Source organism: Variovorax sp. KK3 (genome assembly GCF_001984055.1).
In the GTDB taxonomy this organism is placed as follows: Bacteria; Pseudomonadota; Gammaproteobacteria; order Burkholderiales; family Burkholderiaceae_C; genus Variovorax.
This window is the reverse complement of the sequence record NZ_LYVO01000047.1, coordinates 1-26027: the sequence shown is the minus strand read 5'-3', so window position 1 is coordinate 26027 and position 26027 is coordinate 1. Positions and strand designations below refer to the sequence as shown.

Here is a 26027-nt window from a genome sequence, read left to right as displayed (position 1 = left end):
AAGAAAAACGCGAAGCGCGACATAGGGCGCGAATGTAGCACAGGGCGCTGAAAAAACTGTTGCGCGAAGGCCTCAGGCCGTGCCGCCGACCGTCAGGCCGTCGATGCGCAGCGTCGGCTGGCCGACGCCCACCGGCACGCTCTGGCCTTCCTTGCCGCAGGTGCCCACGCCCGAATCGAGCGACATGTCGTTGCCGATCATGGTGACGCGCGTGAGTGCATCGGGCCCGTTGCCCACCAGCGTCGCTCCCTTCACCGGGTACTGGATCTTGCCGTTCTCCACCCAGTAGGCCTCGCTGGCGGAGAACACGAACTTGCCGCTCGTGATGTCGACCTGGCCACCGCCGAAGTTGGTGGCGTACAGGCCCTTCTTGATGCTGGCCACGATCTCGGCCGGCTCCTTGTCGCCGCCCAGCATGTAGGTGTTGGTCATGCGCGGCATCGGCACGTGGGCGTAGCTCTCGCGGCGGCCGTTGCCGGTCGGCTTGACCTTCATCAGGCGGGCATTGAGCGCATCCTGGATGTAGCCCTTGAGGATGCCGTCCTCGATGAGCACGTTGCGCTGCGTCGCATTGCCTTCGTCGTCGACGTTGAGCGACCCGCGGCGGTCGGCGATGGTGCCATCGTCCAGCACCGTCACGCCCTTGGCGGCCACGCGCTCGCCGATTCGGCCGGAGAAGGCGCTCGATCCCTTGCGGTTGAAATCGCCTTCGAGCCCGTGCCCGATGGCCTCGTGCAGCAGGATGCCGGGCCAGCCGGGGCCGAGGACCACGGTCATCTCGCCGGCAGGCGCCGGACGCGATTCCAGATTGGTGAGGGCCTGCTGAACCGCCTGGTCGACGAATTCGGCAATACGCCCGTCGTCGAAATGCGCCAGCCCGAAGCGTCCGCCACCGCCGCCGGAGCCCACTTCGCGCCGACCGTTCTGCTCGGCGATGACCGTGACCGACAGGCGCACCAGCGGCCGCACGTCGGCGGCGATGGTGCCATCGGCCCGGGCCACCAAGACCACGTCGTACTCACTCGCGAGGCCGGCCATCACCTGCGCCACACGCGGGTCGCGCGAGCGCGCGAGCTTTTCGACCTTGCCCAGCAACTCGACCTTGGACGCACTGTCGAGCGTCGAGATCGGGTCGATGCCTTCGTAGAGCGATCGGCTGGTCGCGACCTTGCGCGTCGGCGCCTTCACCCGTCCACTGCGTCCGGCACTGGAGATGCTGCGCACGGTGCGCGCGGCGTCGAGTAGAGAGGCCTCGGAAATATCGTCCGAATAGGCGAAGGCGGTCTTCTCGCCGCTGACCGCCCGCACGCCCACGCCCTGGTCGATGCTGAAGCTGCCGGTCTTGACGATGCCCTCTTCCAGGCTCCAGCCCTCGCTGCGGGTGTATTGAAAGTAAAGGTCGGCGTCATCCACCTTGTGCGCGGTGATCTCGGCCAGGGCGCGCAGCAGGTGCGTTTCGTCCAGGCCGAATGGCGTGAGAAGAAGCTGCTGCGCCGTGGCGAGGCGCGGGATCGTGGGTTCGGTGGAGATCATCGGGGGATTCTAGGCGCGCCCCCCGGGCAGCGCTCAGCTCTGCACCAGTCTCTTGGCGCGCGCGATGGACATCAGGATGCCCAGCCCCAGCCCCAGCGTCACCATGGCCGTGCCACCGTAGCTGATGAAGGGCAGCGGCACCCCCACCACCGGCAGGATGCCGCTGACCATGCCCATGTTCACGAAGGCATAGGTGAAGAAGATCATGGTCACCGCCCCGGCCAGCAGGCGCGAGAACAAGGTGGGCGCATCCAGCGCGATGGCCAGGCCGCGGAAGATCAGGAAGATGAAGCCGGCGATCAGCGCCAGGTTGCCGGCCAGGCCGAATTCCTCGGAGTAGGCGGCGAAGATGAAGTCGGTGGTGCGCTCGGGAATGAATTCGAGGTGCGTCTGGGTGCCCTGCATGAAGCCCTTGCCGCCGACCCCGCCCGATCCGATGGCGATCATCCCCTGGATGATGTGAAAGCCCTTGCCCAGCGGGTCCTTGGTCGGGTCGAGCAGCGTGCAGACGCGCTGCTTCTGATAGTCGTGCAGCACGCGCCAGTCGACCCCGTCGGCGCACAGCTGCGACTCGAAGCCCACGATCAGCGACACCGCGATCGCGCCGATGATCACCGGCGGCACGATCAGCTTCCAGGACAGGCCGGCGAAGAAGATCACCGCCAACCCCGCTGCCAGCACCAGCAGCGAGGTGCCCAGGTCGGGCTGCTTCATGATCAGGCCGACCGGAATCGCCAGCAGCACGGTCGCGACCACGAAATCGAGCGTGCGCAATTGGCCCTCGCGGCGCTGGAACCACCAGGCCAGCATCAGCGGCATCGCGATCTTCAGGATCTCGCTGGGCTGGATCACCATGCCGACGTTGATCCAGCGCGTGGCGCCCTTCTTGGTGATGCCGAACAGCAGAACCGCCACCAGCAGGCCCACCCCCACCAGGTAGATCGGCACCGCGAAGGCCATCAGGCGTTGCGGCGGCACCTGCGCCACCACGAACATGATGAAGCCCGCCAGCAGCATGTTGCGGCCGTGGTCCATGAAGCGCGTGCCGTGGTCGAAGCCCGACGAATACATGGTGAGCAGGCCGGCGCAGGCCAGAAGCAGCACCGCGAAGGCCAGAAAACCATCGAATCCCTGGAAGATGGGCGCGACGCGCCGCGCGAGCGAGGGCTGATGGAACACGGCTGACATGGGCGCGGATTATCCGTCCGCCGGGCCCCTGCGCGGCCTTCAAGGACAATCGCCGCAGCAACGGACTGCCAGCGATTGAAAACAAACGCATGAAAAACCCGCCCGCCACCCATCTGCTGTATCTCCACGGCTTCCGCTCCTCGCCGCAATCGACCAAGGCACGGCAGGTGGCCGCGCGCGTTGCCGAGCGGCACCCGCAGCTGCATTGGTGGTGCCCCCAGCTGCCGCCTTCGCCGCGGGAAGCCATCGACCTGATCATGCGCGGCGTCGCGACGTGGCCGCGAGAGTCGATGGCGGTGATCGGCTCCTCGCTGGGTGGCTTCTACGCCACCTACGTCACCGGCATGACGCGCTGCCGCGCCGTGCTGCTGAATCCGGCCGTCCACCCTGCGCGCGACCTGACGCGCTACATCGGCGACCAGACCCTCTGGCACGACCCCGCGAGTCACTTCTACTTTCGGCCCGAGTTCGTCGACGAACTGCGCACCCTCGACGTCGGCCCCCTGACGCGGCCGGAACAAGTGTTCGCCGTCGTGGCCAAGGGGGACGAAGTGCTCGACTGGCGCGAAATGTCGGCCCGCTACCCCGGCAGCCGGATCAAGCTGCTCGAGGGAGGCGACCATGCGCTGTCCGACTTCGACCGCCACCATCTGGACGAGGTGATGGCCTTCGTCGGCCCTGCCTGAGCCTGCTCGCGGTGCGCCGGTGCGCGCCGCAGCCCATGGGAGAATCCGCCCCATGTTTGTTTTGTTCGAAGAAGCCGGAAAGTACCTGGGCGGCCGCGTGCTGTCCGAGGCGGAGACGTCGGCGCAGGTGGAGCTCGACTCCGGCAAGCGCGTCAAGGTGAAGGGCGCCAACATCGTGCTGCGCTTCGAGAAGCCGGCACCGGCCGCACTGCTCGACGAGGCCCGGACGCTCGCCGCCGGCATGGACCTCGACCTGGCGTGGGAGTTCGCGTCCGAGGGCGAATTCAGCTTCGCCGACTTGGCCGCCGATTATTTCCAGGCCAACCCCTCCTTGCCCCAGCAAGCCGCCGCGCTGCTGGCCCTGTTCGAGGCACCGCACTACTTCCGCCGCGCCGGCAAGGGCCGCTTCAAGAAGGCGCCGGCCGAGATCGTGCAGCAGGCGCTGGCCGCGATCGAGAAGAAAAAGCTGGTGCAAGCCCAGATCGCCGATTGGGCCGCCCAGCTGGCGGCCGGCGAATGCCCGGCACCGGTGCGCGACCAGCTCTACAAGATCCTCTTCAAGCCCGACAAGAACGCGCCCGAATACAAGGCCGTGGTCGAGGCCTCCCGCGCCAGCCAACGGCCGCCCCTCGAACTGCTGCGGCGCGCGGGCGCCATCGACTCGCCCTACCAATTCCACTGGCGCCGGTTCCTTTTCGAGAACTTCCCGAAGGGCACCGCCTTTCCGCCGCTGCAGGCACCCGCCATCGCCGACGAGTTGCCGCTGGCCGGCGTGCAGGCCTTCTCGGTCGACGATTCGCACACCACCGAAATCGACGATGCCTTGTCGGTCGAAGGGCTGGGCAGCGGCACCGTGCGCGTGGGTGTGCACATCGCCGCCCCGGGCCTGGCGCTGGTGCCGGGCAGCGCCATCGACCAGGTCGCGCGAGCCCGCATGTCCACCGTCTACATGCCGGGCCACAAGATCACGATGCTGCCCGACGACATGGTCGAGGCCTATACCCTGCAGGAAGGGCGCGACTGCCCGGCCGTGTCGCTCTACACCGAGTTCGACGAAGCGACGCTGGCGTTCAAGTCCAGCGAAACGAAACTGGAGCGCGTGCCCATCGTCGCCAACCTGCGGCACGACCAGCTCGACAGCTTCATCACGCAGCCCTGGCTCGAAGACGCAACGGTCGACGCCGGCGGCACGCCCGAGGCCGCCGCCCGCCTTCGCGCACCGCTGTCCTTCCTGTTCCGGCTCGCGAAGCACTTGAAGGCGCAGCGCGAGGTCGTTCGCGGCAAGCCCGAGAACTTCAACCGGCCCGACTACAACTTCCGCCTGCCCGGCGTGCAGGGCGAGCCCACCGGCGAAGAACAGGTCGAGATCAGCACGCGCCAGCGCGGCGCGCCGCTGGACCTCATCGTGTCCGAGGCAATGATCCTGGCCAACAGCGGCTGGGGCGGCTGGCTCGCCGAGCTGGGCGTGCCCGCGCTCTACCGCAGCCAGGCCAGCCTGGCGCCCGGCATCAAGGTGCGCATGGGCACCAAGGCCCTGCCGCATGCCGGCCTGGGCGTGAAGAGCTATGCCTGGAGCACCTCGCCGCTGCGCCGCTACACCGACCTGGTCAACCAGTGGCAGATCATCGCAGCCGCGCGCCACGGCCGCACCGCCGCGCTGGCGGCGCCCTTCAAGCCCAAGGACGCGGACCTGTTCTCCATCCTCTCGGGCTTCGATGCCGCCTACAGCGCCTACAACGCGCACCAGGCCGGCATGGAGCGCTTCTGGACGCTCAAGCACCTGGCGCAGCAAGGCATCACCGAACTCGAGGCCACGCTCATCAAGGACATGCCCAACGGCGCCCTGGCCCGCGCCGACCACCTGCCGCTGGTGTTCGACGTGGCCGGCGCCCAGGGCCTGGCGCGCGGCGCGCGGGTGCGCGTGCGCCTGGGCGAGATCGACGAGATCGCGCTGGACGTGCATGGCACGGTGATCGAACGCCTCGACGCGGCACCTGCCGAGGCCACCGTGGAAGAAGAAGGCGACGAAGAAGAAGTCGCGGGCCCGATCGCCATCGCCGTGGACCTTGCCGACAGCGAAGCGGCCCCGGAGAATCAGCCGGCATGAGCGCCGCCCGGCCGCCCGAAGGCGATCGCCCCCTCCTTCAGGAGGGGGTGCGCGAAGTACGCGAAGTGACAAGCCTGGGGGAGGCATCTCCATGAACTTGCGCGACCTGAGCAGCCTGCAGATCGCGCTCGGCATCTCCGTTGCCGCGCATGCCCTGCTGCTCGGGTTTCGCTTCGCCGATCCCGAAGGCTTCAACCGGGTGTTCACCGAAGCCCCGCTCGAAGTCATCCTGGTCAACGCCAAGACCACCGACCGCCCGCCCGAAAAAGCCCAGGCCATCGCCCAGACCTCGCTGGCTGGCGGCGGCGACCTCGACCGCGGCCGCGCCACCAGCCCGCTGCCGCCTTCCACCTTCACCGCCGTCGGCGAATCGATGGAGGAAGCCCAGCGGCAAATCGAAAGCATGCAGGCGCAGCAGATGCAGCTGCTCGCGCAGATCAGGCAACAGCTCGCCACCATGCCGAAGCCCGACCCGCGGCATCAAGGCAACCCGAGCGAGGCCGAGGCGCGCGAGGAAAAGCGCCGCCAGCTCATCGACATGCTGGCCGAGATCGAACGCCGGGTGAACGAAGAGAACGCGCGCCCGAAGAAGCGCTACCTGAGCCCCGCCACACGCGAGGCCGTGTACGCGGTGTACGTCGACGCGCTGCGCCGCCGCATCGAAGCGCGCGGCACCGAAAACTTTCCCGAGATGGCCGGCAAGAAGCTCTATGGCGAGCTCACCATGATGGTCACCGTCAACTTCGACGGCGCCATTCTCGCCACCGACATCATCGAGGGCTCGGGCAACGCCACACTGGACCGGCGCGCGCAGGCGATCGTGCGCAGCGTCGGCAACTTCGGCAAGTTCACCGACGCGATGCGGCGGCAGACCGACCAGATCGTGCTGCCCTCGCGCTTCAAGTTCACCCGCGACGAAACGCTGGAGACGCAGGTCTCCTCGTCTTCGAAGCAGTGACCCGGCATTGACGACTACCCCAGGGATGGCCATGGACCTCTATTGCGTGATGGGCAACCCGGTCGAGCACAGCCGCTCGCCGTGGATTCATGCGCGCTTCGCCGAACTGACCGGCCAGACGCTCGACTACGGCCGCCGCCTGGTGCCGCTCGACGGCTTCGATGCCGCGGTGGCCGCCTTCCGCGCCGATCCGGCCGGCCAGGCGCGCGGCTGCAACGTCACCGTGCCCTTCAAGTTCGAGGCCGCGGCGCTGTCGCAGCACCTGAGCCCGCGGGCCCGGCTGGCGCGGGCCGTCAACACGCTGCGCTTCGCCGACGACGGCATCCACGGCGACAACACCGACGGCGCCGGCATCGTGGCCGACATCACCCAGCATGCCGGCCTGCCGCTCGCCGGCAGCGAGCTCCTGCTGCTGGGCGCGGGCGGCGCCGCCGCGGGCGTGCTCGGCCCCTTGCTCGATGCGCGGCCGCGCCGCGTGGTCGTGGCCAACCGCACGCTGGACAAGGCCATCGCCCTGGTGCGCAGCCACGCGCCGCTGGCGCTGCAGCACGGCATCGTGCTCGAGGCCCATGCGCTGTCCACCGTGCCGGGCACCTTCGACGTGGTGGTCAACGGCACCGCCTCCAGCCTGGCCGGCGGCGAGGTGCCGGTGGGCGCGGAGGTCATCAAGCCCGGCACGCTCGTGGTCGACATGATGTATGGCCCGGCCGCTGCCGGCTTCATGGGCTGGGCCCGCAGCCATGGTGCGGTGGCGCGCGACGGCCTGGGCATGCTGGTCGAGCAGGCGGCCGAGTCCTTCAGCATCTGGCGCGGCCAGCGGCCGCCCTCGGCGCAGGTGCTGGCCGAGCTGCGCGCGATCGTCGACGCACCGCGTTGACGGCAAGCCGGTGATGGCGGTGCTGCGTTGGGTCTTGTGCCTGCTGTTCGCGGCGGTGGCGATGCAGCTGTTCTTCATCGGCCGCATCGCCACGATGGCGGTGGTCGATCCGCAATCCACCACCTTCCAGCGTTCGGAGGCCTGGCAGCTCGCGACCCAGGGGCGCGACAACGGCGACAAGGGCTGGCGCCAGCAGTGGGTGCCCTACTCGCAGATCGCCGACAACCTCAAGCGGGCCGTCATCGCGAGCGAAGACAGCGAGTTCGTCTATCACAACGGGGTCGAATGGGAAGCCATCGAGCGCGCCCGCCAGCGCAACGCGCGCGCCGAGGAGATCGCGGCCAAGCGCGCGGCGCAGATGCGCGCCCGCGGCAAGGAGCCTCGTCCGGTGCAGATGCGCGGCGGCTCGACCATCACCCAGCAGCTCGCGAAAAACCTGCTGCTGTCGGGCGAACGCACGCTGCTGCGAAAAGGTCAGGAGCTGCTGCTGTCGGTGGCGCTCGAACTGCTGCTCGACAAGCAACGCATCCTCGAGATCTACCTCAACAGCGTCGAATGGGGCGAAGGCGTGTTCGGCGCCGAGGCGGCGGCCCAGCACTATTTCAAAAAGCCCGCCTCGCGCCTGACGGCGCAAGAAGCCGCGCGGCTGGCCGTGATGCTGCCGAGCCCCAAGCAGTTCGAGCGGCGGCCGCAGTCGGCCTATCTGTCGGGCCGCACGGCCACCATCGTGGCGCGCATGCCGGCGGCCGAGCTGCCCTGAACCTTCACAGCAGGTCCGGGTGCGCCCGCATGTCGGCAGCGGTGCGGCGGATCGCGGCGCGCTCGTCGTCGCTGAATCGCCCGAGGTTGCGCGTCATCATCACGGTGCGCGGGTTGTTCTCGAGCATCCGCTCGTGCCGCGCCACGAAGTCCCAGTACATCACGGTCATCGGGCACGCGCCCTCGCCGCTGCGGGTGCCGGGCTGGTACCGGCAGCCATCGCAGTAGTTGCTCATGCGCCGGATGTACGCACCACCCGCCGCATAGGGCTTGGTGACGAAGCGCGCGCCATCAGCGAAGAGCGACATGCCGACGGTGTTGGGCAGCTCCACCCATTCCACCGCGTCGACGTACACCGACAGGTACCACGCATGCACCTGCGCCGGTGCCACGCCGAAGGTCAGCGCGAAGTTGCCGGTGACCATCAGGCGCTGGATGTGGTGCGCGTAGCCGGTTCGCAAGGTCTGGCCGATCGCCTGCCGCATGCAGTTCATGTGCACCTCGCCGGTCCAGTACCAGCCGGGCAGGTCTTGCTGGTGCTTCAGCGCGTTGGCTTCGAGCAGCTTCGGCATGCGCCACCAGTAGACGCCGCGCATGAATTCACGCCATCCGATGATCTGCCGCACGAAGCCTTCGACCGCTTCGATGGGCGCGGCGCCGGTGCGCCAGCGCGCCACCGCCGCATCGATCACTTCGCGCGGATCGAGCAGCTTGAGGTTCATCGACGACGACAGCAGCCCGTGATACAGGAAAGGCTCGTCGGCCCACATCGCATCCTGGAAGCGTCCGAAGTCCTGCAGCCGGTGCTCCACGAAATCGGCAAGCGCCACCAGTGCCTGCTCGCGCGTCACCGGCCAGTCGAAGGACGACGCGCTGCCATAGTGGTCGCCGAAGCGCAGTTCGACCTCGGCCAGCACTTCGCGCGTGATCGCGTCCGGTGCGAACGAAGGCGGCGCCGGCAGCAGGCCCGGCCCCTCGCGACCGAAAGCGCCGCGGTTGTCGTGGTCGAAGTTCCATTGCCCGCCTTCGGGCTGCCCCTCGTCGTCCATCAGCACCTTGTGCTTCATGCGCATGTGCCGGTAGAAGTTCTCCATGACCAGGCGGCGCTTGCCCTGGGCATGCTCGGCGAACTCGGCACGCGAAGCCATGAAATGCAGGTCGTCGCGCAACGCGAGCTGCACGCCGGATGCGCGGCAGACGTTGGCGATCGCTTGTTCGAGGCGCCATTCGCCGGCCTCGACCATCAACACAGTCTCGGGGCGATGGCGCGCCAGCGTGTCGGCCAATGCGCTTTCGATCGATGCGAAGGGATGTGCGCCGAGCTTCAAGTAGTCGAGCGGCATGCCACGCGCAGTGAGCGCCTCTGCGAAGTGCCGCATCGCCGACAGGAAGATCGCCGTGCGCATCTTGGTGCTCGGCACGTGCTCCGACTCTTCCCGCACCTCGGCCATCCACACTCGGTCGCGCGCGGCATCGAAGCCATCGAAAGCCACGCTCGAAAGACTCAGCTGGTCGCCCAGCACCACCACCAGGTTGCGCATGATCCAGTATGGCGCCGGACTGTACGAACCAGAAAGCAGAAAGGCCACCCGAGGGTGGCCTTGACTTCGACGATGCAAAAAACTGGAGCGGGAAAAGAGTCTCGAACTCTCGACCTCAACCTTGGCAAGGTTGCGCTCTACCAACTGAGCTATTCCCGCGTTTGAAGGGTTCGAATCATAACGGATTCGAGAGGCATTTTCGGAGCGGGCACCAGAAAAGTCGGCCTGCGCGCCACGTCATGCGCGCCTCGTATCATCGCCGCCATGCTTGCAAAGTTGACGGGGTTGATGCTGCTGGGCCTGATCCGGCTGCTCACCGGGGCCCAGGCGCGCTGGAGGGGCTGCCCGCCCAAGGCCGAGCAGCGCATCTACTTCGCCAATCACCAGAGCCATCTCGACCTGGTGATGATCTGGGCCGCGCTGCCGGAAGAACTGCGCAGCATCACGCGGCCCATCGCCGCGCGCGACTACTGGGCCAACACCCCCTTCAAGCGCTGGATCACCACCGAGGTGTTCAACGCCATCTACGTCGAACGCGGCGGCAGTGCCGCCGTGCCTCCCGAGCCCGCGGCGCCGCCGGCACCACGCGAGCGCATCGAGCCCTCGTTCGAGCCCGCTGCCGCACCGCCTGCCGAGCCACCTGCCGAGCCCGCACAAGTGGTGCAGGGCGAGCTGCCTCTGGCCGCCCCCGCCGACGCGCCGGCCATGCCCGTACCCGGCAGCGCCGAGGCCCTGCTGCCACTGCAGCCGCTCATCGAAGCGCTGCAAAGCGGCGACTCGATCATCATCTTTCCCGAAGGCACGCGTGGCCACACCGGCGAACCGCAGAAGTTCAAGTCGGGCCTGTTCACGCTGGCCCAGATGTTCCCCGACGCCGTGCTGGTGCCGGCCTGGATCGACAACGTGCAGCGCGTGATGCCCAAGGGCGAGGTGGTGCCGGTGCCGATCCTCTGCTCCGTCACCTTCGGCGAACCGCTCAAGCTGCACGACGGCGAAGAGCGCCGTCCCTTCCTCGACCGCGCGCGCGAAGCGGTGATCGCCCTGCGGTACGTGTAGATGAACCAGTTCCTCCGCCAGCTCACACCGACGCAGCAGGTCGCGGCGCTGTTCTTCATCGTCTTCGGCCTGCTCGTGCTCGTGAGCACGGTGGCCTTTCTGTTGACCTTCCGCGAACGGCGCAACCCCGTGCACGACGAGCGCTGGCAGCGCGAGCTCGCCCACTTCCGCAAGCTGCTGGGCACCACCTGGTTCATGGTCGTGGTGTTCTGGGTCGGCTGGGCGCTCGGCGAGACGATCGCCACCATCCTGTTCGCGCTCATCTCCTTCTTCGCGCTGCGCGAGTTCATCACCCTGTCGCCGACCCGGCGCGGCGACCACCGCAGCCTGATCCTGGCCTTCTTCATCGTGCTGCCGATCCAGTTCTGGCTGGTGGCCACGGCACGCTTCGACCTGTTCACCGTGTTCATCCCGGTCTACGTGTTCCTGGCCATCCCGGTGGTGAGCGCGCTCGCTGACGACCCGAACCACTTCCTCGAGCGCAATGCCAAGCTGCAGTGGGGCATCATGGTCTGCGTCTACGGCATGAGCCACGTGCCGGCGCTGCTGCTGCTGTCCTTCCCGGGCTACGAGGGCAAGAGCGCCTTCCTCGTGTTCTTCCTCGTCTTCGTGGTGCAGACCTGCGTGCTGGTGCAGCACGTGATCGCGCGGCGCAGCAGCCTGCCGGGCACCGAAGAGGACGACGCCGCAACGCGCGGCGCCTTGAAGCGGGCCGGTCATTGGCTGTTCCGCGACGACCCGGTGGCCCCGCACGTCAGCAGCAGCTTCAACTGGCGCAGCTGGGCCATCGGCATGGCCATCGCGAGCGTCGTCGGCGCGCTTTTCTCGTTCATCACGCCCTTCCGTTTCGAGCAGGCCCTGGCCGTCGCGCTACTGGCCTGCGTGGCCGGCTCGATGGGCCACCTGGTGATGAAGGCACTCAAGCGCGACCGCGGCATTCCCAGCTGGGGCCGGCGCGAGGTGGGCGTGACCGGCGCCAACGGCCTGCTCGACCGCGTCGATGCGCTGTGCTTCGCGGCGCCCGTGTTCTTCCACTCCGTCCGCTGGTATTTCGGCGCATGAGAATCCTCGGCATCGACCCCGGCCTGCAGACCACCGGCTTCGGCGTGGTGGACATGGAAGGCCACGCGCTGCGCTACGTGGCCAGCGGCACCATCAGCACCCGCAAGGTGGCGCAGGGCGAGCTGCCGGCGCGGCTCAAGGTGCTGTACGACGGCATCGGCGAGATCGTGACGCGCTACCAGCCCGACGTGGCCGCGGTCGAGATCGTGTTCGTCAACGTCAACCCGCAGTCCACGCTGCTGCTGGGCCAGGCGCGCGGCGCCTGCCTCACCGCGCTGGTCTCCAACGCGTTGCCCGTGGCCGAATACACGGCGCTGCAGATGAAGCAGGCCGTCGCCGGCCACGGCAAGGCCGCCAAGGCGCAGGTGCAGGAGATGGTGCGCCGGCTGCTTCAGTTGCCCGGCCTGCCCGGCAGCGACGCCGCCGACGCGCTGGGCATCGCCATCACCCATGCCCACGTGGGCAGCTCGATGGCGCGAATCGGGCAGGCCGCCGTGCTCAACCGCACTGCCACCGGGATGTACCGGAGCGGCCGGACGCGCTGAGCGGGGCCGGCCGCGGATCGGTGAACGATCAACGCAGCAACTGGTGCGTAGAGGTCTTCGCCGCCCGCTTGTCGAACGTCAGGACCGGAGCGTGGCCGGCAGCCTGCGCCAGCCGAGGGATGGCCCTGGAGCCACGCTCGAACTTGGCAAAAAAGTTGGTGTCGAGCGCTGTTACTTCTTCATGCCGACGCGTTGCTTCTCGCGCAGATGATCGGCGATTGCCGCGTCCGCTTCTTCCAAGGATCTGGCCCTCGCCGGTTGTGCGAGCAGCCCCCGCAAACCCCGAACCGGCGGCGACGGCAATCGTTTCAAAACGATGGTCTCGGTATCCACAACAGTCACCTGCAGCCGGTCGCCTGCCTTGAGGCCCAACTGTGCCCGCGCTGCGCTGGGCAGCGTCATCTGGCCTTTAGCTTTCAATGTGGTTTCCATGGCGTTCCAGCAAAGATGCTACTGGGACGGACGTCACGCACCGCTTGGTCTTGCCACACGCAAGATCCAAACGCCTGCTCGCTGCGTACAGGCCTTGCTCGGCACGGTGCCGCGCACATCACCCTGGACGAATACCGGCCATGCAGACTGCCGACATTGCGCTTCAATGGGCCGAACAGGGCCTGATGCCCGACTCCGTCGTGCGCGTGGGCATCCGCCGCCTGCTGCGCGAACGGCTGGGCGAGCTGCACGGCGGCGACGCCGAACGCCGTGCCGAGCTGACATCCGAGTTCGTCGAAGGCATGCGCGCCGCCGAGCTGGCTCCCTTGCCCGAGAAGGCCAACGAACAGCACTACGAACTGCCCGCCGACTTCTTCGGCAGCGTGCTGGGGCCCCACCGCAAGTACAGCAGCGCGTACTGGCCCGAAGGCGTGTCGACCCTGGCCGAGGCCGAAGAGGCCGCGCTGGCGCAGACCTGCGAGCGCGCAGGCCTGGCCGACGGGCAGGACATCCTCGAGCTGGGCTGCGGCTGGGGTTCGCTGACGCTGTGGATGGCCGAGCGCTATCCGCAGGCCTGGATCACGGCCTTGTCCAACTCGCATTCCCAGCGCGCGCACATCGAGCACGAGGCGCAACGCCGCGGGCTCGACAACGTGCGCGTCGTCACCTGCGACATCAACGCGTTCGACACGTCCGAGCGCTTCGACCGCGTGGTGTCGGTCGAGATGTTCGAGCACCTGCGTAACTGGCCGCGCGCCTTCGCCCAGGTGGCCCAGTGGCTCAAGCCGGAGGGGCGCTTCTTCATGCACGTGTTCGCGCATCGCTCGGTGCCCTATGCCTTCGTCGAACGCGATGCCAGCGACTGGATGAGCCGCCATTTCTTCTCGGGCGGCATGATGCCCAGTGACGACCTCGCCCTGCACTGCCAGGACGACCTGCGCCTGCTGCGGCGCTGGCGCTGGGACGGCCGGCATTACCAGCGCACGGCCGAGGCCTGGCTGCGCACGATGGACGAGCACCGCGCCGAACTGCAACCGCTGTTCGATGGCACGTATGGCGCCGACGCGGCGTTGTGGTGGTCGCGCTGGCGCATCTTCTTCATGGCGGTGGCCGAGCTGTTCGGCTTCGACGACGGGCAGCAGTGGTGGGTGAGCCACTACCTGTTCGAGAATCGCGGATGACGACGACCCTGGCCGCCTCGGGCCTGGCACTCGCGCTCGGCATCAGCCTGCTGACCTGGTTCGCGAGCCTGGCCCGCCGCGATGCCAGCCTGGCCGACCGCGTGTGGTCGCTGATGATCGTCGGCCCCGGCCTGCTCTACCTCGCGCTTCGCCCTGGGATGCCGGCGCGCGACCTGACGATGGCCGTGCTCGGCGCCGCCTGGGCCTTGCGGCTCGGCCTCTACGTCACCTGGCGCAACTGGGGGCATGGCGAGGACCGCCGCTACCGCGCCATTCGCGAGCGCAACGAACCGAACTTCGCGTGGAAGAGCGTGTACCTCGTGTTCGGCCTGCAGGGCGTGCTGGCCTGGCTGGTCTCGGCGCCCTTCCTGGCCGCCGCCGGCTCGCCGCGACCCTTCGGTTGGCTGGACGTCGCCGGCGTGGCACTGGCAGCGTTCGGCATCGTCTTCGAAGCGGTGGGCGACGCGCAGCTCGCGCGCTTCAAGGCCGACCCCGCCCACGAGGGCCGCGTGATGGACCGCGGCCTCTGGCGCTACACGCGCCACCCCAACTACTTCGGCGAAGCCTGCGTGTGGTGGGGCCTGTGGCTCATGGCGCTGGGCGCGGCCGGCGCCGGGGGGCTCTGGACCCTGGTGTCGCCACTTCTGATGACGGCCCTGCTGCTCAAGGTATCGGGCGTGAGCCTGCTCGAAAAAGACATCGGCGAGCGGCGCCCCGCCTACCGCGACTACATCGAACGCACCAGCGCCTTCGTGCCCGCGCCGCCGCGCCGGGCACCGCCCCGGTGATCCGCCGCGGCCCGCGGCTCGTAACCCACGGGTCCGACCATCGGTTCAACCAGGAGCATCCATGACCATCCGCCAGTTCGCCGTCGCCTACGTCGCCGGAGGCGCCGCCCTGCTGGTGCTCGACGCCGTGTGGCTCTCCACGATGGCCGAGCGCCTGTACCGACCTGCCATCGGCCACCTGATGCAGCCCGGCTTCGACATGAAAGCGGCCGCCATCTTCTACGCGCTCTACCTGGCAGGGATCGTGTTCTTCGCGGTGGTGCCGGCGCTCGAGGCGCGCTCGTGGACGGCCGCGCTCGGCCGCGGCGCGCTGCTCGGGTTCATCGCCTATGCCACCTACGACTTCACCAACAAGGCCACGCTGAAGGATTGGCCCTGGCGGCTGACCCTGATCGACCTGGCCTGGGGCACGATCGTGACCGCCGCAGCGGCCGCAGCGGCCTGTGCCGCCGCGCTCGTATTCGGCGGCGACGCAGGTCGCTAAAGGGCCGCTCAAGGGCCGCTGAAGCGTCGGCTACATGCCGATGACCGCGGCCAGTGCCCGCGCCAGCGGGCTGTCGAAGCGCATGCGGCCCTCGACCGACGCCAGGCAGATGCACTCGCTGCCGCCCTGTACCACCGGCTGGTGATGCACCGCCGTGTCGGCCGCGTCGAAATCGCCGGGGCCGAACAGATCGCGACCGTCGTGAAAGGCGCCGTGCAATATCTGCGTCAACTCGCTGTCGCTGTGCGAATGGGTCGCCAGGCTGCGGCCTGCGCCGATGCGCAGCAGGAACAGCTTGGCCTGGGGATCGGCATGCAGCCGCAGCCGGCTCCAGCGCATGCCCGGGCCGAGCCAGCGCCATGGCGTGGCGGTGCAGGTCTCGAGTGCGCGCGGCCAGGCCATGCCGGGCGGCAGCACGGGCCGCTCGGCGCGTGGCATGGTCGCCTCGGCCTGGAGCGGCACGGCATCGATCGCGGCCAGCGTGCGCGCCATCGCCTCCGGTGCCAGGGCCTCGGGCGCCAGCCCCTCCAGCAGCGCGCCACCGACGCTTTCCAGCATCTGCAGTTGCGCCTGGCAGTGGGCGCAGCCCTCGACGTGGGTAGCGACGACCAATGCAGGGCCGGCAGCCAGGCTGCCAGCCGCCATTGCGAGCAGCAGGTCGTCCCCGGGATGGTGGCGGATCATGATTCGAGCCCCTCCAGCAGTCGGCGCAGGTGGCTGATGGCCAGTCGCGCGCGCGACTTGACCGTGCCCAGCGGCAAGCCCAGCTCCTGCGCGATCTGGGCGTGCGGATGCTCTTCGAAGAAGGACAGCCGCAGGATCTGCGCCTGTTCCTCGGACAGGCGGGACATCGCCTTGCGCACACGCGCTTCGCGTTCGCGCGCCAGCACCTGGTCGTCGAGCGCGGGCAGCGGGTCCAGCATCTGGCTGGCCTGCTCGTCGTCGTCCGACAGCAGATGATTGCCCTGTCGCCGCAGATGATCGACGCGCAGGTTGCGCGCGATGGTGAAGATCCAGGTCGACGCGCCGGCCCGCGCGGGATCGAAGGTCGCGGCCTTGCGCCAGACGCTGACCATCGCTTCCTGCGTGAGTTCCTCGGCCAGCGGCTCGCTGGCGCCGCGCAGCATCAGATAAGCCTTCACCCGGGGCGCGAAATGCTTGAACAAGGCAGCGAAGGCCTGTCTGTCGGCGGCCAGTGCCACCGCCCTGAGCCATGTGTTCAGTTCCTCGCTGCTGGGCACGAATCCTCGCGGCTGTTCCTTGGTCACGATCGACAGCCAGGGCGTCGCCGAGGCAAGAGGCCTGGCGCTGGTGATCGCGGGTTGTCGGGCGGTGCGCATGCCACTCATACGCAACGTCCAGGGCATTAGATCATGGTGCCCGCAAGCGACCGAATCCAAAAGCCCGGCCACCACGTACAAGCGGCATGACGCTTGCGGCCGGCTTCGAGACCCCCCCTCCCACATCCACCCCGCGGCCCGGCCCGGTGCTCGATATCGCCGTGGTCGGCAGCGGGATTTCGGGCCTGTCCGCCGCCTGGCTGCTGGCGCAGCGGCACCGTGTCACGGTGTTCGAAGCCGACCCCCGCCCCGGCGGCCACAGCAACACGGTGGAAGTGCCTGGCGAACACGGCCCGGTGCCGGTCGACACGGGCTTCATCGTCTACAACGAATCGGCCTACCCCAACCTGGGCGCGCTGTTCGCGCACCTGGGGGTGGAAACCGACGCGTCCGACATGTCCTTTGCCGTGAGCCTGGACGGCGGCGCGCTCGAATACTCCGGCAGCGGGTTGCAGGGCCTGTTCGCGCAGCGCGGCAACCTGCTGCGCCCGCGTTTCTGGTCGATGCTGCGCGAGCTAGTGCGCTTCTACCGGCAGGCATCCGCCGACGCTCGTGCGCTCGCCCCGATGTCGCTCGACGCGTACCTCGATCTGCGCGGCTACGGCCGCGCGTTCCGCGAAGACCACCTGTACCCGATGGCGGCCGCTATCTGGTCGACGCCGGCGGCGCGCATCGGCGAGTACCCGGTCGAGGCCTTCGTGCGCTTCTGCGAGAACCACCAGCTGCTCGACCTCGGCCACCGGCCCGCGTGGCGCACCGTGCGCGGCGGCAGCCGCTGCTATGTCGAGCGGCTGGTGCAGGCCATCGGCCAGTCGCCAGGATCGGGCGTGCACCTGGGCAGCCCGGTCGTCGACGTGCGGCGGGGCGCCGACGGCGTCACCGTCCGCACGGCCGCCATGCCGGCCGGCCAGCGCTTCGACCACGTCGTGATCGCGACCCACGCGGACCAGGCGCTGCGCCTTCTGGCCGATGCCGGCACGGATGAGTCGCGGCTGCTCGGCGCCTTCAGCTACACGCGCAACCACGCCGTGCTGCATGCCGATGCCGCCGCCATGCCGCAGCGGCGCGCCGTGTGGTCGAGCTGGAACTACATTGCCGCGCGCGGTGCCGCCGAAGCACCCTGCGTCACCTACTGGATGAACCGGCTGCAGCAGCTCCCCGGCGCGGCGCCGCTGTTCCTGACGCTGAATCCGCGGCAAGAGCCACGCCACATCCTGCGCAGCGAGGTCTACGAACATCCGGTCTTCGATGCAGCCGCCATGCAGGCCCAGCGCGAGCTGTGGTCGCTGCAGGGGCGCGGCGGCGTCTGGTTCTGCGGCGCGCACTTCGGCTCGGGTTTCCACGAAGACGGCCTGCAGGCCGGCCTGGCGGTGGCCGAGGCCCTCGGCGGCGTGCGGCGGCCCTGGTCGGTCGCCGGTGAATCCGACCGCATCCACCTTCTTCGCGCGCCGCTGGCGCCGGTCGTGCAGTGAGCGAACGTTCAGCCCTGTATGCCGGCAACGTCATGCACCGGCGCGTGCGGCCGGCGGCGCATCGGCTGCGCTACCGCATGTTCTCGCTGCTGCTCGACCTGGACGAACTGCCGCAGCTCGCACGGCGGCTGCGGCTGTTTTCGGTGGACCGCTTCAACCTCTTCAGCCTGCATCAGCGCGACCACGGCGCCGGCGACGGGCAGGACCTGCGCGCCCATGTCGAAGCACAGCTGCGCACCGCAGGCCTCGAGACCGGCGGGCCGATCCGCCTGCTCGCGATGCCGCGCATCCTGGGCTGGACCTTCAATCCCCTGAGCGTCTACTTCTGCCACGGCCGCGACGAAGGGCTGCAAGCCATCCTGTACGAAGTGCACAACACCTTCGGCGAGCGCCACAGCTACCTGATCGAGGTCGACCCGGCCCAGCGCCATGGCGGCGCCGTGCGCCAGGCCTGCGCCAAGCGCTTCCACGTGTCGCCCTTCCTGGGCATGGACATGCACTACGCCTTTCGCGTGGTCGCGCCGCACGAGAATGCCGAAGAGCGCCTGCGCATCGCCGTCACCGCCAGCGACAAGAGCGGCCCGGTGCTCGCGGCCAGCTTCGACGCGCAGCGCCGCGCGCTCGACGACCGCACACTGTTGCGTGCCTTCTTCTCGGTCCCGCTGCTCACGATGAAAGTGGTGGCAGCCATCCATTGGGAGGCGCTGCTGCTGTGGGCCAAGGGCCTTCGCTTCCATTCCCACCCAGGCGCGCCTCGCGAGCCCGTGACCATCGTCAAGACTCCGAATCCATGAGTACCTCGCCTTCCAGTCCCGACCGTTCGCTGCCACTGATCGCCGATGCCGGCGAAGATGAAACGCCGGGCACGGCCGCACCGCTCGCGTGGACCATGCGGCCGCTGCGCCTCTTCCTGGCGCGGCTGCTGGCGCGCCTGCAGTTCGGCACGCTGGCGATCGAGCTGCCCGGCGGCGAGCGCCTCGAAGGCCGCGGCCCCGCGCCCGGCCCGCACGCCTGCGTCGCGCTGCACCGCTGGCGCCCGCTCGTGCGGCTGCTGATGCAGGGCGACATCGGCCTGGCGCGCGCCTACCGCGACGGCGACTGGTCGACCCCCGATCTCGCGGCCCTGCTCGAACTCGGCATCCGCAACGAGGCGGCCTGGTCGGATTCGCTGAACCCGACGCGCCCCTCGCGCTGGCTGCATCGCCTGCGGCACTTGGCCCGCGGCAATTCGCGGCGCGGCAGCCGCGACAACATCGCCTTCCACTACGACCTGGGCAACGAGTTCTACCGCCAGTGGCTCGATGCGGAGCTGAACTACTCGAGCGGCGTGTACACGCACGGCGACGAGCCGCTCGAAGCGGCTCAGGCCGCCAAGCGCCAGCGCGTCGTCGAGCTCATGTCGCTGCCGCCACAGGCCGCGCGCGTGCTCGAAATCGGCTGCGGCTGGGGCGGCCTCGCGCTGGCCCTGGCGCGCGACCACGGCGCACACGTGACCGGCTTGACGCTGTCCAGCGAACAGCTCGCCCATGCGCGGCGCTGCGCCGCACGCGAGGGCCTGGACGGGCAGCTCGACCTGCGCCTGCAGGACTACCGCGACGTCGAAGGCCACTACGACCGGATCGTCTCGATCGAGATGCTCGAGGCCGTGGGCGAGCGCTACTGGCCGGTGTACTTCGACACGCTGCGCGAACGGCTGGCACCGGATGGCCTGGCCGTGCTGCAGGTGATCACCATCGCCGACGCACACTTCGATGGCTACCGCGCGAACGCCGACTTCATCCAGCACTTCATCTTTCCCGGCGGCATGCTGCCTTCGTGGACGGTGCTGCAGGCCCAGGCGGCGCGCGCGGGCATGACGATCGAACGGGACCAGACCTTCGGCGACAGCTACGCCACCACGCTGGCCCAATGGCGCAGCCGTTTCCAGCGCGCCTGGCCTGCCATCCGTGCACTGGGCTTCGACGATGCGTTCCGCCGCCTGTGGGAGTACTACCTGTGCTACTGCGAGGCGGGCTTTCGCACCGGGCGCATCGATGTGGGGCTGTACACGCTGCGGCGTGCGACGCCGGCCGAATAGCGGATCGAGAAATCCGACGCGTCCGGAGGAACCCCCGACGACGGCTGCGCCGGGCGACGCGCCTCAGAAGCCCCGCTCGGCGATCAGCACCGCGAAGAAGCCGAAGGCGGCCAGCAGCGTCCACTTGAGCACGATCCAACCGAAGCGCTTGTACTTGGGCTGGCCGGTGCCTGCGTAGAAAGCGAAAGAAACGCCCGCCACCAGGAGCAGCAGCAGGATGGCCCAGCGGAACAACAGCATCGAATCGTCGGGATGATCGGAAGGGTGAAGGCTCGCCGCGCTACCAGGCGCGTGCGACCTCGGCGAAGCCGGCCGGTGCCTGGCGCTGGTCGTCGAAGGTCACGACCTCGTAGGCGTCTTCCTGGGCCAGCAGTTCGCGCAGCAGCTTGTTGTTGAGCGCGTGGCCTGAGCGGAAGGCGCTGTACGCAGCCAGCAGCGGGCGGCCGATGACGTAGAGGTCGCCCATGGCGTCGAGGATCTTGTGCTTCACGAACTCGTCGTCGTAGCGCAACCCGCCGGCATTGAGCACCTTGGTGTCGTCCATCACGATCGCGTTGTCGAGCCCGCCGCCCAGCGCGAGGCCCTTGGAGCGCATGTACTCCACTTCTTTCGTGAAGCCGAAGGTGCGGGCCCGCGCGATGTCGCGGCTGTAGGAGCCCGAGCCCAGGTCGAACTCGAAGCGCTGGCCGCTGGCGTTGACGACGCGATGGTCGAAGTCGATCTGAAAGCTGAGCTTGTAGCCGTGGTAGGGCTCCAGGCGCGCCCACTTGAGGTCGTGGCCCTCGCCCTCGCGCACCTCCACAGGCTTGAGGACCTTGATGAAACGCCGTGGCGCCGCCTGCAGCACGATGCCCGCGCTTTGCAGCAGGAATACGAAGGACGATGCAGAGCCATCGAGGATCGGCACCTCGTCGGCCGTGATGTCGATCTGCAGGTTGTCGATGCCCAGACCGGCGCAGGCCGACATCAGGTGCTCGACCGTCTGGACCTTGGCGCCGTTGGTGGACACGGTCGAGGCGAGCCGCGTGTCGGTCACGGCCTCGGCACTCATCGGAATGTTCACCGGCTCGGGCAGGTCGACGCGACGGAACACGATGCCGCTGTCCACCGGCGCTGGCCGCAGCGTCAGCTCGACACGCTGGCCGCTGTGCAGCCCCACGCCCACGGCGCGGGTGATGGATTTCAGGGTTCTTTGCTGGAGCACGGCAGCGATTCTAGGAGCGCGAGGCACCCGGCGCGCCGTGCGCCTCGCTATGTCCACGATAGCCGCCATGTTCTCAGTCGGCTTGGCGGCGCAGGAACGCGGGGATCTCGAAGTCGTCCATGCCGCCCGAAGACAGCGCGTCGACCTTCGCCGCGGCCATGGTGCGGTTGGTCCGCCACACGCTGGGCACGGCCATGCCGTCGTAGTTGGGCTGGGCGTGGCCCTGCACCATGTTGCCAAGGGTCGGCACGGTGAACGGAATGTTGTCGGTGCCGGTGCGGATGACTTCCAGCGTGGGCTGCTGGCGGCGCTGGTCCTGGCGCGACAGGCCGGTGGCGACCACGGTCACGCGCATCTCGTCGCCCAGGCTGTCGTCGTAGGCGGCACCGTAGATGACGTGCGCGTCTTCCGCCGCGAACGCGCGGATGGTGGTCATCGCCAGCTTCGACTCGCTCAGCTTCAGCGATGCCTTCGATGCCGTCACCAGCACCAGCACGCCCTTGGCGCCCGACAGGTCGATGCCTTCGAGCAGCGGGCAGGCCACGGCCTGCTCGGCCGCGATGCGCGCGCGGTCGGGGCCCGAGGCCGCGGCCGTGCCCATCATGGCCTTGCCGGGCTCGCCCATCACGGTGCGCACGTCTTCGAAGTCGACGTTCACGCCGCCGTATTCGTTGATGATTTCCGAGATGCCGCCCACGGCGTTCTTGAGCACGTCGTTGGCATGCGCGAAGGCCTCGTCCTGCGTGACGTCCTCACCCAGCACGTCGAGCAGTTTCTCGTTGAGCACCACGATCAGCGAGTCGACGTTGGCTTCCAGCTCGGTCAGGCCCGAGTCGGCATTGGTCATGCGGCGGCCGCCTTCCCAGTCGAAGGGCTTGGTCACCACGCCGACCGTCAGAATGCCCATCTCCTTGGCAACGCGCGCGATCACCGGCGCCGCGCCGGTGCCGGTGCCGCCGCCCATGCCGGCCGTGATGAACAGCATGTGCGCGCCGTTGATGGCGCCGCGGATGTCGTCCACCGCGGCTTCGGCCGCGTCGCGGCCCTTCTCGGGCTTGCTGCCGGCGCCCAGGCCGTTGGTGCCCAGCTGGATGGTCTTGTGTGCATTGCTGCGCTGGAGCGCCTGTGCATCGGTGTTGGCGCAGATGAACTCCACGCCTTGCACGCGCCGCTCGATCATGTGGCCGACCGCGTTGCCGCCGCCGCCGCCGACGCCGATCACCTTGATCTGGGTGCCTTGGTTGAATTCTTCGATTTCGATCATTTCGATGGGCATTTCTGACTCCTTGAAATTTGCAGTTGCCGTGTTCATGTGAATGGGTTTTTTTGGGTCACCGTCGTCTGCATCCGGATGGCGGTCCGGTGCGCCGCCATCGCTCGTTGAAGTGGCGTGGAGGGCTGCCACGCGCAAGCCAAAGTGGTGTGGTGTTCATCGTCAGAAGTTCCCCACGATGAAGTCCTTGAAGCGGCCGAAAGCCGTCTTCACGGAGCCGTTCTTCTGCGCCACCTTGAAGCCGCGAAGACGCGCATAGCGGGCTTCCTCGAGCAGCCCCATCACGGTCGCGGCCCGTGGCTGCGCGACCATGTCCGACAGCGCGCTCGAATACTTGGGGATGCCGCGCCGCACCGGCTTCAGGAAGATGTCTTCGCCCAGCTCGACCATGCCGGGCATCACCGCGCTGCCGCCGGTGAGCACCACGCCCGAGGACAGCATTTCCTCGTAGCCCGACTCGCGCACGACCTGCTGCACGAGGCTGAAGATTTCTTCCACCCGCGGCTCGATCACGCCGGCCAGCGCCTGCTTGCTCAGCATGCGCGGCCCGCGGTCGCCGAGCCCGGGCACCTCGACCTGCGTGTCGGGGTCGGCCAGCAACTGCTTCGCATAGCCGTTCTCGACCTTGATGTCTTCGGCGTCCTTGGTGGGCGTGCGCAGGGCCATCGCGATGTCGCTGGTGATCAGGTCGCCGGCGATCGGGATCACGGCCGTGTGGCGGATGGCGCCGTTGGTGAAGATGGCCACGTCGGTGGTGCCGGCGCCGATGTCGACCAGCACCACGCCGAGTTCGCGCTCGTCCTCGCTCAGCACCGCCTGGCTCGATGCCAGCGGGTTGAGCATGAGCTGGTCGACTTCCAGCCCGCAGCGGCGCACGCACTTGATGATGTTCTCGGCCGCGCTCTGGGCGCCGGTGACGATGTGCACCTTGGCTTCGAGCCGCATGCCGCTCATGCCGATCGGCTCCTTCACGTCCTGGCCGTCGATGACGAATTCCTGCGGCTCCACCAGCAGCAGGCGCTGGTCGCTCGAGATGTTGATGGCGCGTGCCGTCTCCACCACGCGGGCCACGTCGGCCTGGGTGACTTCCTTGTCCTTCACCGCCACCATGCCGCTCGAGTTGATGCCGCGGATGTGGCTGCCGGTGATGCCGGTGTAGACGCGGCCGATCTTGCAGTCGGCCATCAGCTCGGCCTCTTTCAGCGCCTGCTGGATGCTCTGCACCGTGGCGTCGATGTTGACCACCACGCCGCGCTTGAGCCCGTTGCTCGGCGCCACGCCCAGCCCCGCCAGCTTGAGCTCGCCGCTCGCCAGCACCTCCGCGACCACCGCCATCACCTTGGCGGTGCCGATGTCGAGTCCGACGACCAGGTCTTTGTATTCCTTGGACATGAATTCCTCTGTCTTGCTCTGTCTACTTTTTCCGGGGCGCCGGCGCTTCGTTGGTGACCGTGGTGACGCCGCGCAAACGCAGCGCGTAGCCTTCGTTGTGCCGCAGGTCGGCGGCCTCGACCGCTGCGACCGTGCGCCCGTACTGCCGCGCGACCGGCGCTACCGTGGTGAGAAAACGCTGGGTGCGGGCCGCCACTTCCTCGCTGCGCCCGCGGCCCAGTTCGAGCACAGCGCCGCTGTCGAGCAGCACGCTCCAGCTGCCGCGGCTCGACAGCCGCAGCCGGTCGATGGCCAGTTCGTAGGGCGTGAAGATCGGCTGCAGCACGCGGAACATGCCCAGCACCTGGCCGGCCTGCTCGGCCGGGCCTTCCAGGCGCGGCAGGTCGTCGTCGACCTCGGCCACGTTGGCCTCGAAGACCTCGCCGAAGCCGTTGATGAGCCGCGACTCGGACTCGTCGCCCCAGTGGGCCACCGGCACGTGTTCGGTGAGCGTGGCACGCAGCTTGTTGGGGAATTCGCGCCGCACCACCGCCTTGCGCACCCAGGGCACCGACTCGAAGGCCGCACGGGCCTTGGCCAGGTCGACGGTGAAAAAGTTGCCCGCCAGCTGCGGCGCCACGTTGGCGCGCAGCGTGACCGCATTGTTGTGCGTGACCTCGCCGTCGACCTTGATCCCGGCGAGCGGAAAGAAGGGCTGGCGCAGCACCCACCACGCACCCGCCGCCAGCAGCACGAGCGTGAACACCGCGTACACCAGGGTCGCGGTCACGTTCATGAGCTTGACGTCGAAGGGCGTGGGGATGGAAACGGCCATCAGCTTTGCGCTTTCGAATCGAGCGTGGCCGCCGCCAGCACGCGCAGGCAGAGGTCTTCGTACGAGATGCCGGCGGCGCGTGCGGACATAGGCACCAGCGAATGGCTGGTCATGCCGGGCGAGGTGTTCATCTCCAGCAGGAAGGGCTTGCGGTCGCTGGCGCGAATCATCAGGTCGGCGCGGCCCCAGCCGCGGCAGCCGAGCTGGTGGTAGGCCGCCAGCGAGATGCGGCGGATCTCGTGCTCTTCGGCCTCTGGCAGCCCGGCCGGGCAGTGGTACTTGACGTCGTCGGTGAAGTACTTGTTCTGGTAGTCGTAGGCACCTTCGGGCGCGGCGATGCGCACCACCGGCAGCGCCACCGCGTCGAGGCCGTTGCCCAGCACGGCGCAGGTGACTTCCTCGCCCTCGATGAACTCCTCGCACAGCACGTCGTTGTCGTAGCGCACGGCCAGCGCCACCGCGTCCTGCATCTGCGAGTAACCCTGCACCTTGGTCACGCCGATGGACGAGCCCTCGCGCGGCGGCTTCACGATGAGCGGCAGGCCCAACACATCGGGCACCGCCATGACCTGCTCGCGGCTCTGCTGGTCGAAGGCCAGCCGTGCATAGCGCGGCGTGGGCAGGCCGTCCGCCTGCCAGATGCGCTTGGTCATGACCTTGTCCATGGCCACGGCCGAGGCCATGACGCCGGAGCCGGTGTAGGGAATGCCCAGCAGCTCCAGCGCGCCCTGCACCGTGCCGTCTTCGCCATGGCGGCCGTGCAGCACCACGAAGCAGCGCGCGAAGCCTTCGCGCTTGAGTTCGACCAGATCGCGCTCGGCCGGGTCGAAGGCATGTGCATCGACGCCGCGCGAACGCAGCGCCTCGAGCACGCCGGAGCCCGACATGATGGAAATCTCGCGCTCGGCCGAGGTGCCGCCGAACAGCACCGCGACCTTGCCGAAGTCTGTCGGGTTCACAGCGACCTCCCTTCGCGCACGGCGGGGCCGGCTGCGCGCTCGGCATGGATGGAAGAAGAATCGACCGTGCCGCCCTGCTCGACCACCCGGCCCGGCACGGCACCGATGGAGCCGGCGCCCATGCAGATCACCACGTCGCCGTCGCGCGCGTTGTCCAGGATGGCCTGCGGCATGGCCGCGATGTCGTCGACGAAGACCGGCTCGACCTTGCCGGCCACGCGCAGCGCGCGCGCCAGCGAGCGGCCGTCGGCCGCCACGATGGGCGGCTCGCCGGCGGCGTAGACCTCGCCCAGCAGCAC

General features: G+C 68.5%; 26 protein-coding genes, 1 tRNA gene and 1 pseudogene. 14 read left to right on the top strand and 14 right to left on the bottom strand.

Annotation, left to right across the window (positions count from 1 at the left end; translation table 11 throughout):
• Window positions 1-72: 72 nt before the first annotated feature.
• Together tldD and rodA are read right to left on the bottom strand one after the other, a co-directional pair.
• Window positions 73-1533 (bottom strand): metalloprotease TldD, encoded by a 1461-nt coding sequence (tldD, locus tag B0W80_RS21200; RefSeq protein ID WP_077001144.1) that lies wholly within the window; start codon window positions 1531-1533, stop codon window positions 73-75.
• Between the two features lie 33 nt (window positions 1534-1566).
• Window positions 1567-2721, bottom strand: a complete 1155-nt coding sequence (rodA, locus tag B0W80_RS21195; protein ID WP_077001143.1) for a rod shape-determining protein RodA — start codon at window positions 2719-2721, stop codon at window positions 1567-1569.
• 89 nt (window positions 2722-2810) lie between these two features.
• Here rodA and B0W80_RS21190 point away from each other — a divergent pair, with 89 nt between their 5' ends.
• From B0W80_RS21190 to mtgA, 5 genes are all read left to right on the top strand, one after another.
• Window positions 2811-3407, top strand: coding sequence for a YqiA/YcfP family alpha/beta fold hydrolase (locus B0W80_RS21190; protein ID WP_077001142.1), 597 nt, complete (start codon window positions 2811-2813; stop codon window positions 3405-3407).
• A gap of 52 nt (window positions 3408-3459) precedes the next feature.
• A complete protein-coding gene (locus tag B0W80_RS21185) occupies window positions 3460-5514 on the top strand; it encodes a ribonuclease catalytic domain-containing protein (protein WP_077001141.1) in 2055 nt (684 codons plus the stop codon).
• A 91-nt stretch (window positions 5515-5605) separates the two neighbouring features.
• Window positions 5606-6472 (top strand): energy transducer TonB, encoded by an 867-nt coding sequence (locus B0W80_RS21180; RefSeq protein ID WP_077001140.1) that lies wholly within the window; start codon window positions 5606-5608, stop codon window positions 6470-6472.
• A 31-nt stretch (window positions 6473-6503) separates the two neighbouring features.
• On the top strand, window positions 6504-7349 hold the full coding sequence (aroE, locus tag B0W80_RS21175) for a shikimate dehydrogenase (RefSeq protein WP_143684717.1): 846 nt from the start codon (window positions 6504-6506) through the stop codon (window positions 7347-7349).
• Window positions 7350-7359: 10 nt separating this feature from the next.
• Window positions 7360-8109: a monofunctional biosynthetic peptidoglycan transglycosylase gene (gene mtgA / locus B0W80_RS21170; protein ID WP_077001138.1), complete on the top strand. Its 750-nt coding sequence runs from the start codon at window positions 7360-7362 to the stop codon at window positions 8107-8109.
• A 4-nt stretch (window positions 8110-8113) separates the two neighbouring features.
• Here mtgA and B0W80_RS21165 read toward each other — a convergent pair whose 3' ends face one another.
• Together B0W80_RS21165 and B0W80_RS21160 are read right to left on the bottom strand one after the other, a co-directional pair.
• A complete protein-coding gene (locus B0W80_RS21165; RefSeq protein ID WP_077001137.1) occupies window positions 8114-9649 on the bottom strand; it encodes a cryptochrome/photolyase family protein in 1536 nt (511 codons plus the stop codon).
• Between the two features lie 83 nt (window positions 9650-9732).
• A tRNA-Gly gene (locus tag B0W80_RS21160) sits at window positions 9733-9808 on the bottom strand.
• 105 nt (window positions 9809-9913) lie between these two features.
• Here B0W80_RS21160 and B0W80_RS21155 point away from each other — a divergent pair.
• Genes B0W80_RS21155 through ruvC form a run of 3 tightly spaced genes read left to right on the top strand, consistent with a single transcriptional unit; the run spans window position 9914 to window position 12312 of the window.
• Complete coding sequence (locus B0W80_RS21155) at window positions 9914-10705, top strand: lysophospholipid acyltransferase family protein (protein ID WP_077001136.1); 792 nt, start codon at window positions 9914-9916, stop codon at window positions 10703-10705.
• Complete coding sequence (locus tag B0W80_RS21150; protein WP_077001135.1) at window positions 10706-11767, top strand: phosphatidate cytidylyltransferase; 1062 nt, start codon at window positions 10706-10708, stop codon at window positions 11765-11767.
• Window positions 11764-12312 (top strand): crossover junction endodeoxyribonuclease RuvC, encoded by a 549-nt coding sequence (gene ruvC / locus B0W80_RS21145; RefSeq protein ID WP_077001134.1) that lies wholly within the window; start codon window positions 11764-11766, stop codon window positions 12310-12312. The genes B0W80_RS21150 and ruvC overlap by 4 nt, the downstream gene beginning before the upstream one ends.
• Window positions 12313-12483: 171 nt before the next feature.
• Here ruvC and B0W80_RS21140 read toward each other — a convergent pair whose 3' ends face one another.
• Window positions 12484-12744, bottom strand: a complete 261-nt coding sequence (locus tag B0W80_RS21140) for an AbrB/MazE/SpoVT family DNA-binding domain-containing protein (RefSeq protein WP_077001133.1) — start codon at window positions 12742-12744, stop codon at window positions 12484-12486.
• A gap of 140 nt (window positions 12745-12884) precedes the next feature.
• On the opposite strand from B0W80_RS21140, the gene B0W80_RS21135 reads away from it, so the two are divergent.
• The 3 genes from B0W80_RS21135 to B0W80_RS21125 all read left to right on the top strand — a co-directional run bounded on the left by B0W80_RS21135 (window position 12885) and on the right by B0W80_RS21125 (window position 15197).
• Window positions 12885-13925, top strand: coding sequence for a cyclopropane-fatty-acyl-phospholipid synthase family protein (locus B0W80_RS21135; protein WP_077001132.1), 1041 nt, complete (start codon window positions 12885-12887; stop codon window positions 13923-13925).
• Window positions 13922-14713, top strand: coding sequence for a DUF1295 domain-containing protein (locus B0W80_RS21130; protein WP_077001131.1), 792 nt, complete (start codon window positions 13922-13924; stop codon window positions 14711-14713). The genes B0W80_RS21135 and B0W80_RS21130 overlap by 4 nt, the downstream gene beginning before the upstream one ends.
• Before the next feature lie 61 nt (window positions 14714-14774).
• A complete protein-coding gene (locus B0W80_RS21125; protein WP_077001130.1) occupies window positions 14775-15197 on the top strand; it encodes a DUF2177 family protein in 423 nt (140 codons plus the stop codon).
• A 30-nt stretch (window positions 15198-15227) separates the two neighbouring features.
• On the opposite strand, the gene B0W80_RS21120 is transcribed toward B0W80_RS21125, so the two are convergent.
• Together B0W80_RS21120 and B0W80_RS21115 are read right to left on the bottom strand one after the other, a co-directional pair.
• Entirely contained in the window at window positions 15228-15881 is a 654-nt protein-coding gene (locus B0W80_RS21120) for a ChrR family anti-sigma-E factor (RefSeq protein ID WP_256856639.1), read from the bottom strand.
• Window positions 15878-16537, bottom strand: coding sequence for a sigma-70 family RNA polymerase sigma factor (locus tag B0W80_RS21115; protein ID WP_077001129.1), 660 nt, complete (start codon window positions 16535-16537; stop codon window positions 15878-15880). The genes B0W80_RS21120 and B0W80_RS21115 overlap by 4 nt, the downstream gene beginning before the upstream one ends.
• A gap of 86 nt (window positions 16538-16623) precedes the next feature.
• Here B0W80_RS21115 and B0W80_RS21110 point away from each other — a divergent pair, with 86 nt between their 5' ends.
• Genes B0W80_RS21110 through B0W80_RS21100 form a run of 3 tightly spaced genes read left to right on the top strand, consistent with a single transcriptional unit; the run spans window position 16624 to window position 20086 of the window.
• Window positions 16624-18009 carry an NAD(P)/FAD-dependent oxidoreductase gene (locus tag B0W80_RS21110; RefSeq protein WP_077001128.1) on the top strand — a complete coding sequence of 462 codons (1386 nt, stop codon included), beginning with the start codon at window positions 16624-16626 and terminating at the stop codon, window positions 18007-18009.
• Entirely contained in the window at window positions 18006-18803 is a 798-nt protein-coding gene (locus tag B0W80_RS21105; RefSeq protein WP_077001127.1) for a DUF1365 domain-containing protein, read from the top strand. Before B0W80_RS21110 ends, B0W80_RS21105 begins: the two co-directional genes overlap by 4 nt.
• Complete coding sequence (locus B0W80_RS21100) at window positions 18800-20086, top strand: cyclopropane-fatty-acyl-phospholipid synthase family protein (protein WP_077001126.1); 1287 nt, start codon at window positions 18800-18802, stop codon at window positions 20084-20086. The genes B0W80_RS21105 and B0W80_RS21100 overlap by 4 nt, the downstream gene beginning before the upstream one ends.
• 63 nt (window positions 20087-20149) lie before the next feature.
• On the opposite strand, the gene B0W80_RS35600 is transcribed toward B0W80_RS21100, so the two are convergent.
• The 7 genes and pseudogenes from B0W80_RS35600 to murC form a co-directional block, all read right to left on the bottom strand.
• Entirely contained in the window at window positions 20150-20326 is a 177-nt protein-coding gene (locus B0W80_RS35600) for a hypothetical protein (protein WP_179106990.1), read from the bottom strand.
• A 40-nt stretch (window positions 20327-20366) separates the two neighbouring features.
• Window positions 20367-21290, bottom strand: a complete 924-nt coding sequence (gene lpxC / locus B0W80_RS21095) for a UDP-3-O-acyl-N-acetylglucosamine deacetylase (RefSeq protein ID WP_077001125.1) — start codon at window positions 21288-21290, stop codon at window positions 20367-20369.
• Window positions 21291-21363: 73 nt separating this feature from the next.
• On the bottom strand, window positions 21364-22566 hold the full coding sequence (gene ftsZ, locus B0W80_RS21090) for a cell division protein FtsZ (RefSeq protein ID WP_077001124.1): 1203 nt from the start codon (window positions 22564-22566) through the stop codon (window positions 21364-21366).
• A 159-nt stretch (window positions 22567-22725) separates the two neighbouring features.
• Window positions 22726-23955: a cell division protein FtsA gene (gene ftsA, locus B0W80_RS21085; RefSeq protein ID WP_077001123.1), complete on the bottom strand. Its 1230-nt coding sequence runs from the start codon at window positions 23953-23955 to the stop codon at window positions 22726-22728.
• Window positions 23956-23977: 22 nt separating this feature from the next.
• Window positions 23978-24769 carry a cell division protein FtsQ/DivIB gene (locus tag B0W80_RS21080; protein WP_077001122.1) on the bottom strand — a complete coding sequence of 264 codons (792 nt, stop codon included), beginning with the start codon at window positions 24767-24769 and terminating at the stop codon, window positions 23978-23980.
• Complete coding sequence (locus tag B0W80_RS21075; RefSeq protein WP_077001121.1) at window positions 24769-25728, bottom strand: D-alanine--D-alanine ligase; 960 nt, start codon at window positions 25726-25728, stop codon at window positions 24769-24771. Before B0W80_RS21075 ends, B0W80_RS21080 begins: the two co-directional genes overlap by 1 nt.
• A pseudogene (murC, locus tag B0W80_RS21070) lies at window positions 25725-26027 on the bottom strand (UDP-N-acetylmuramate--L-alanine ligase); the annotation flags it as partial. The gene B0W80_RS21075 and the pseudogene murC, both read right to left, overlap by 4 nt.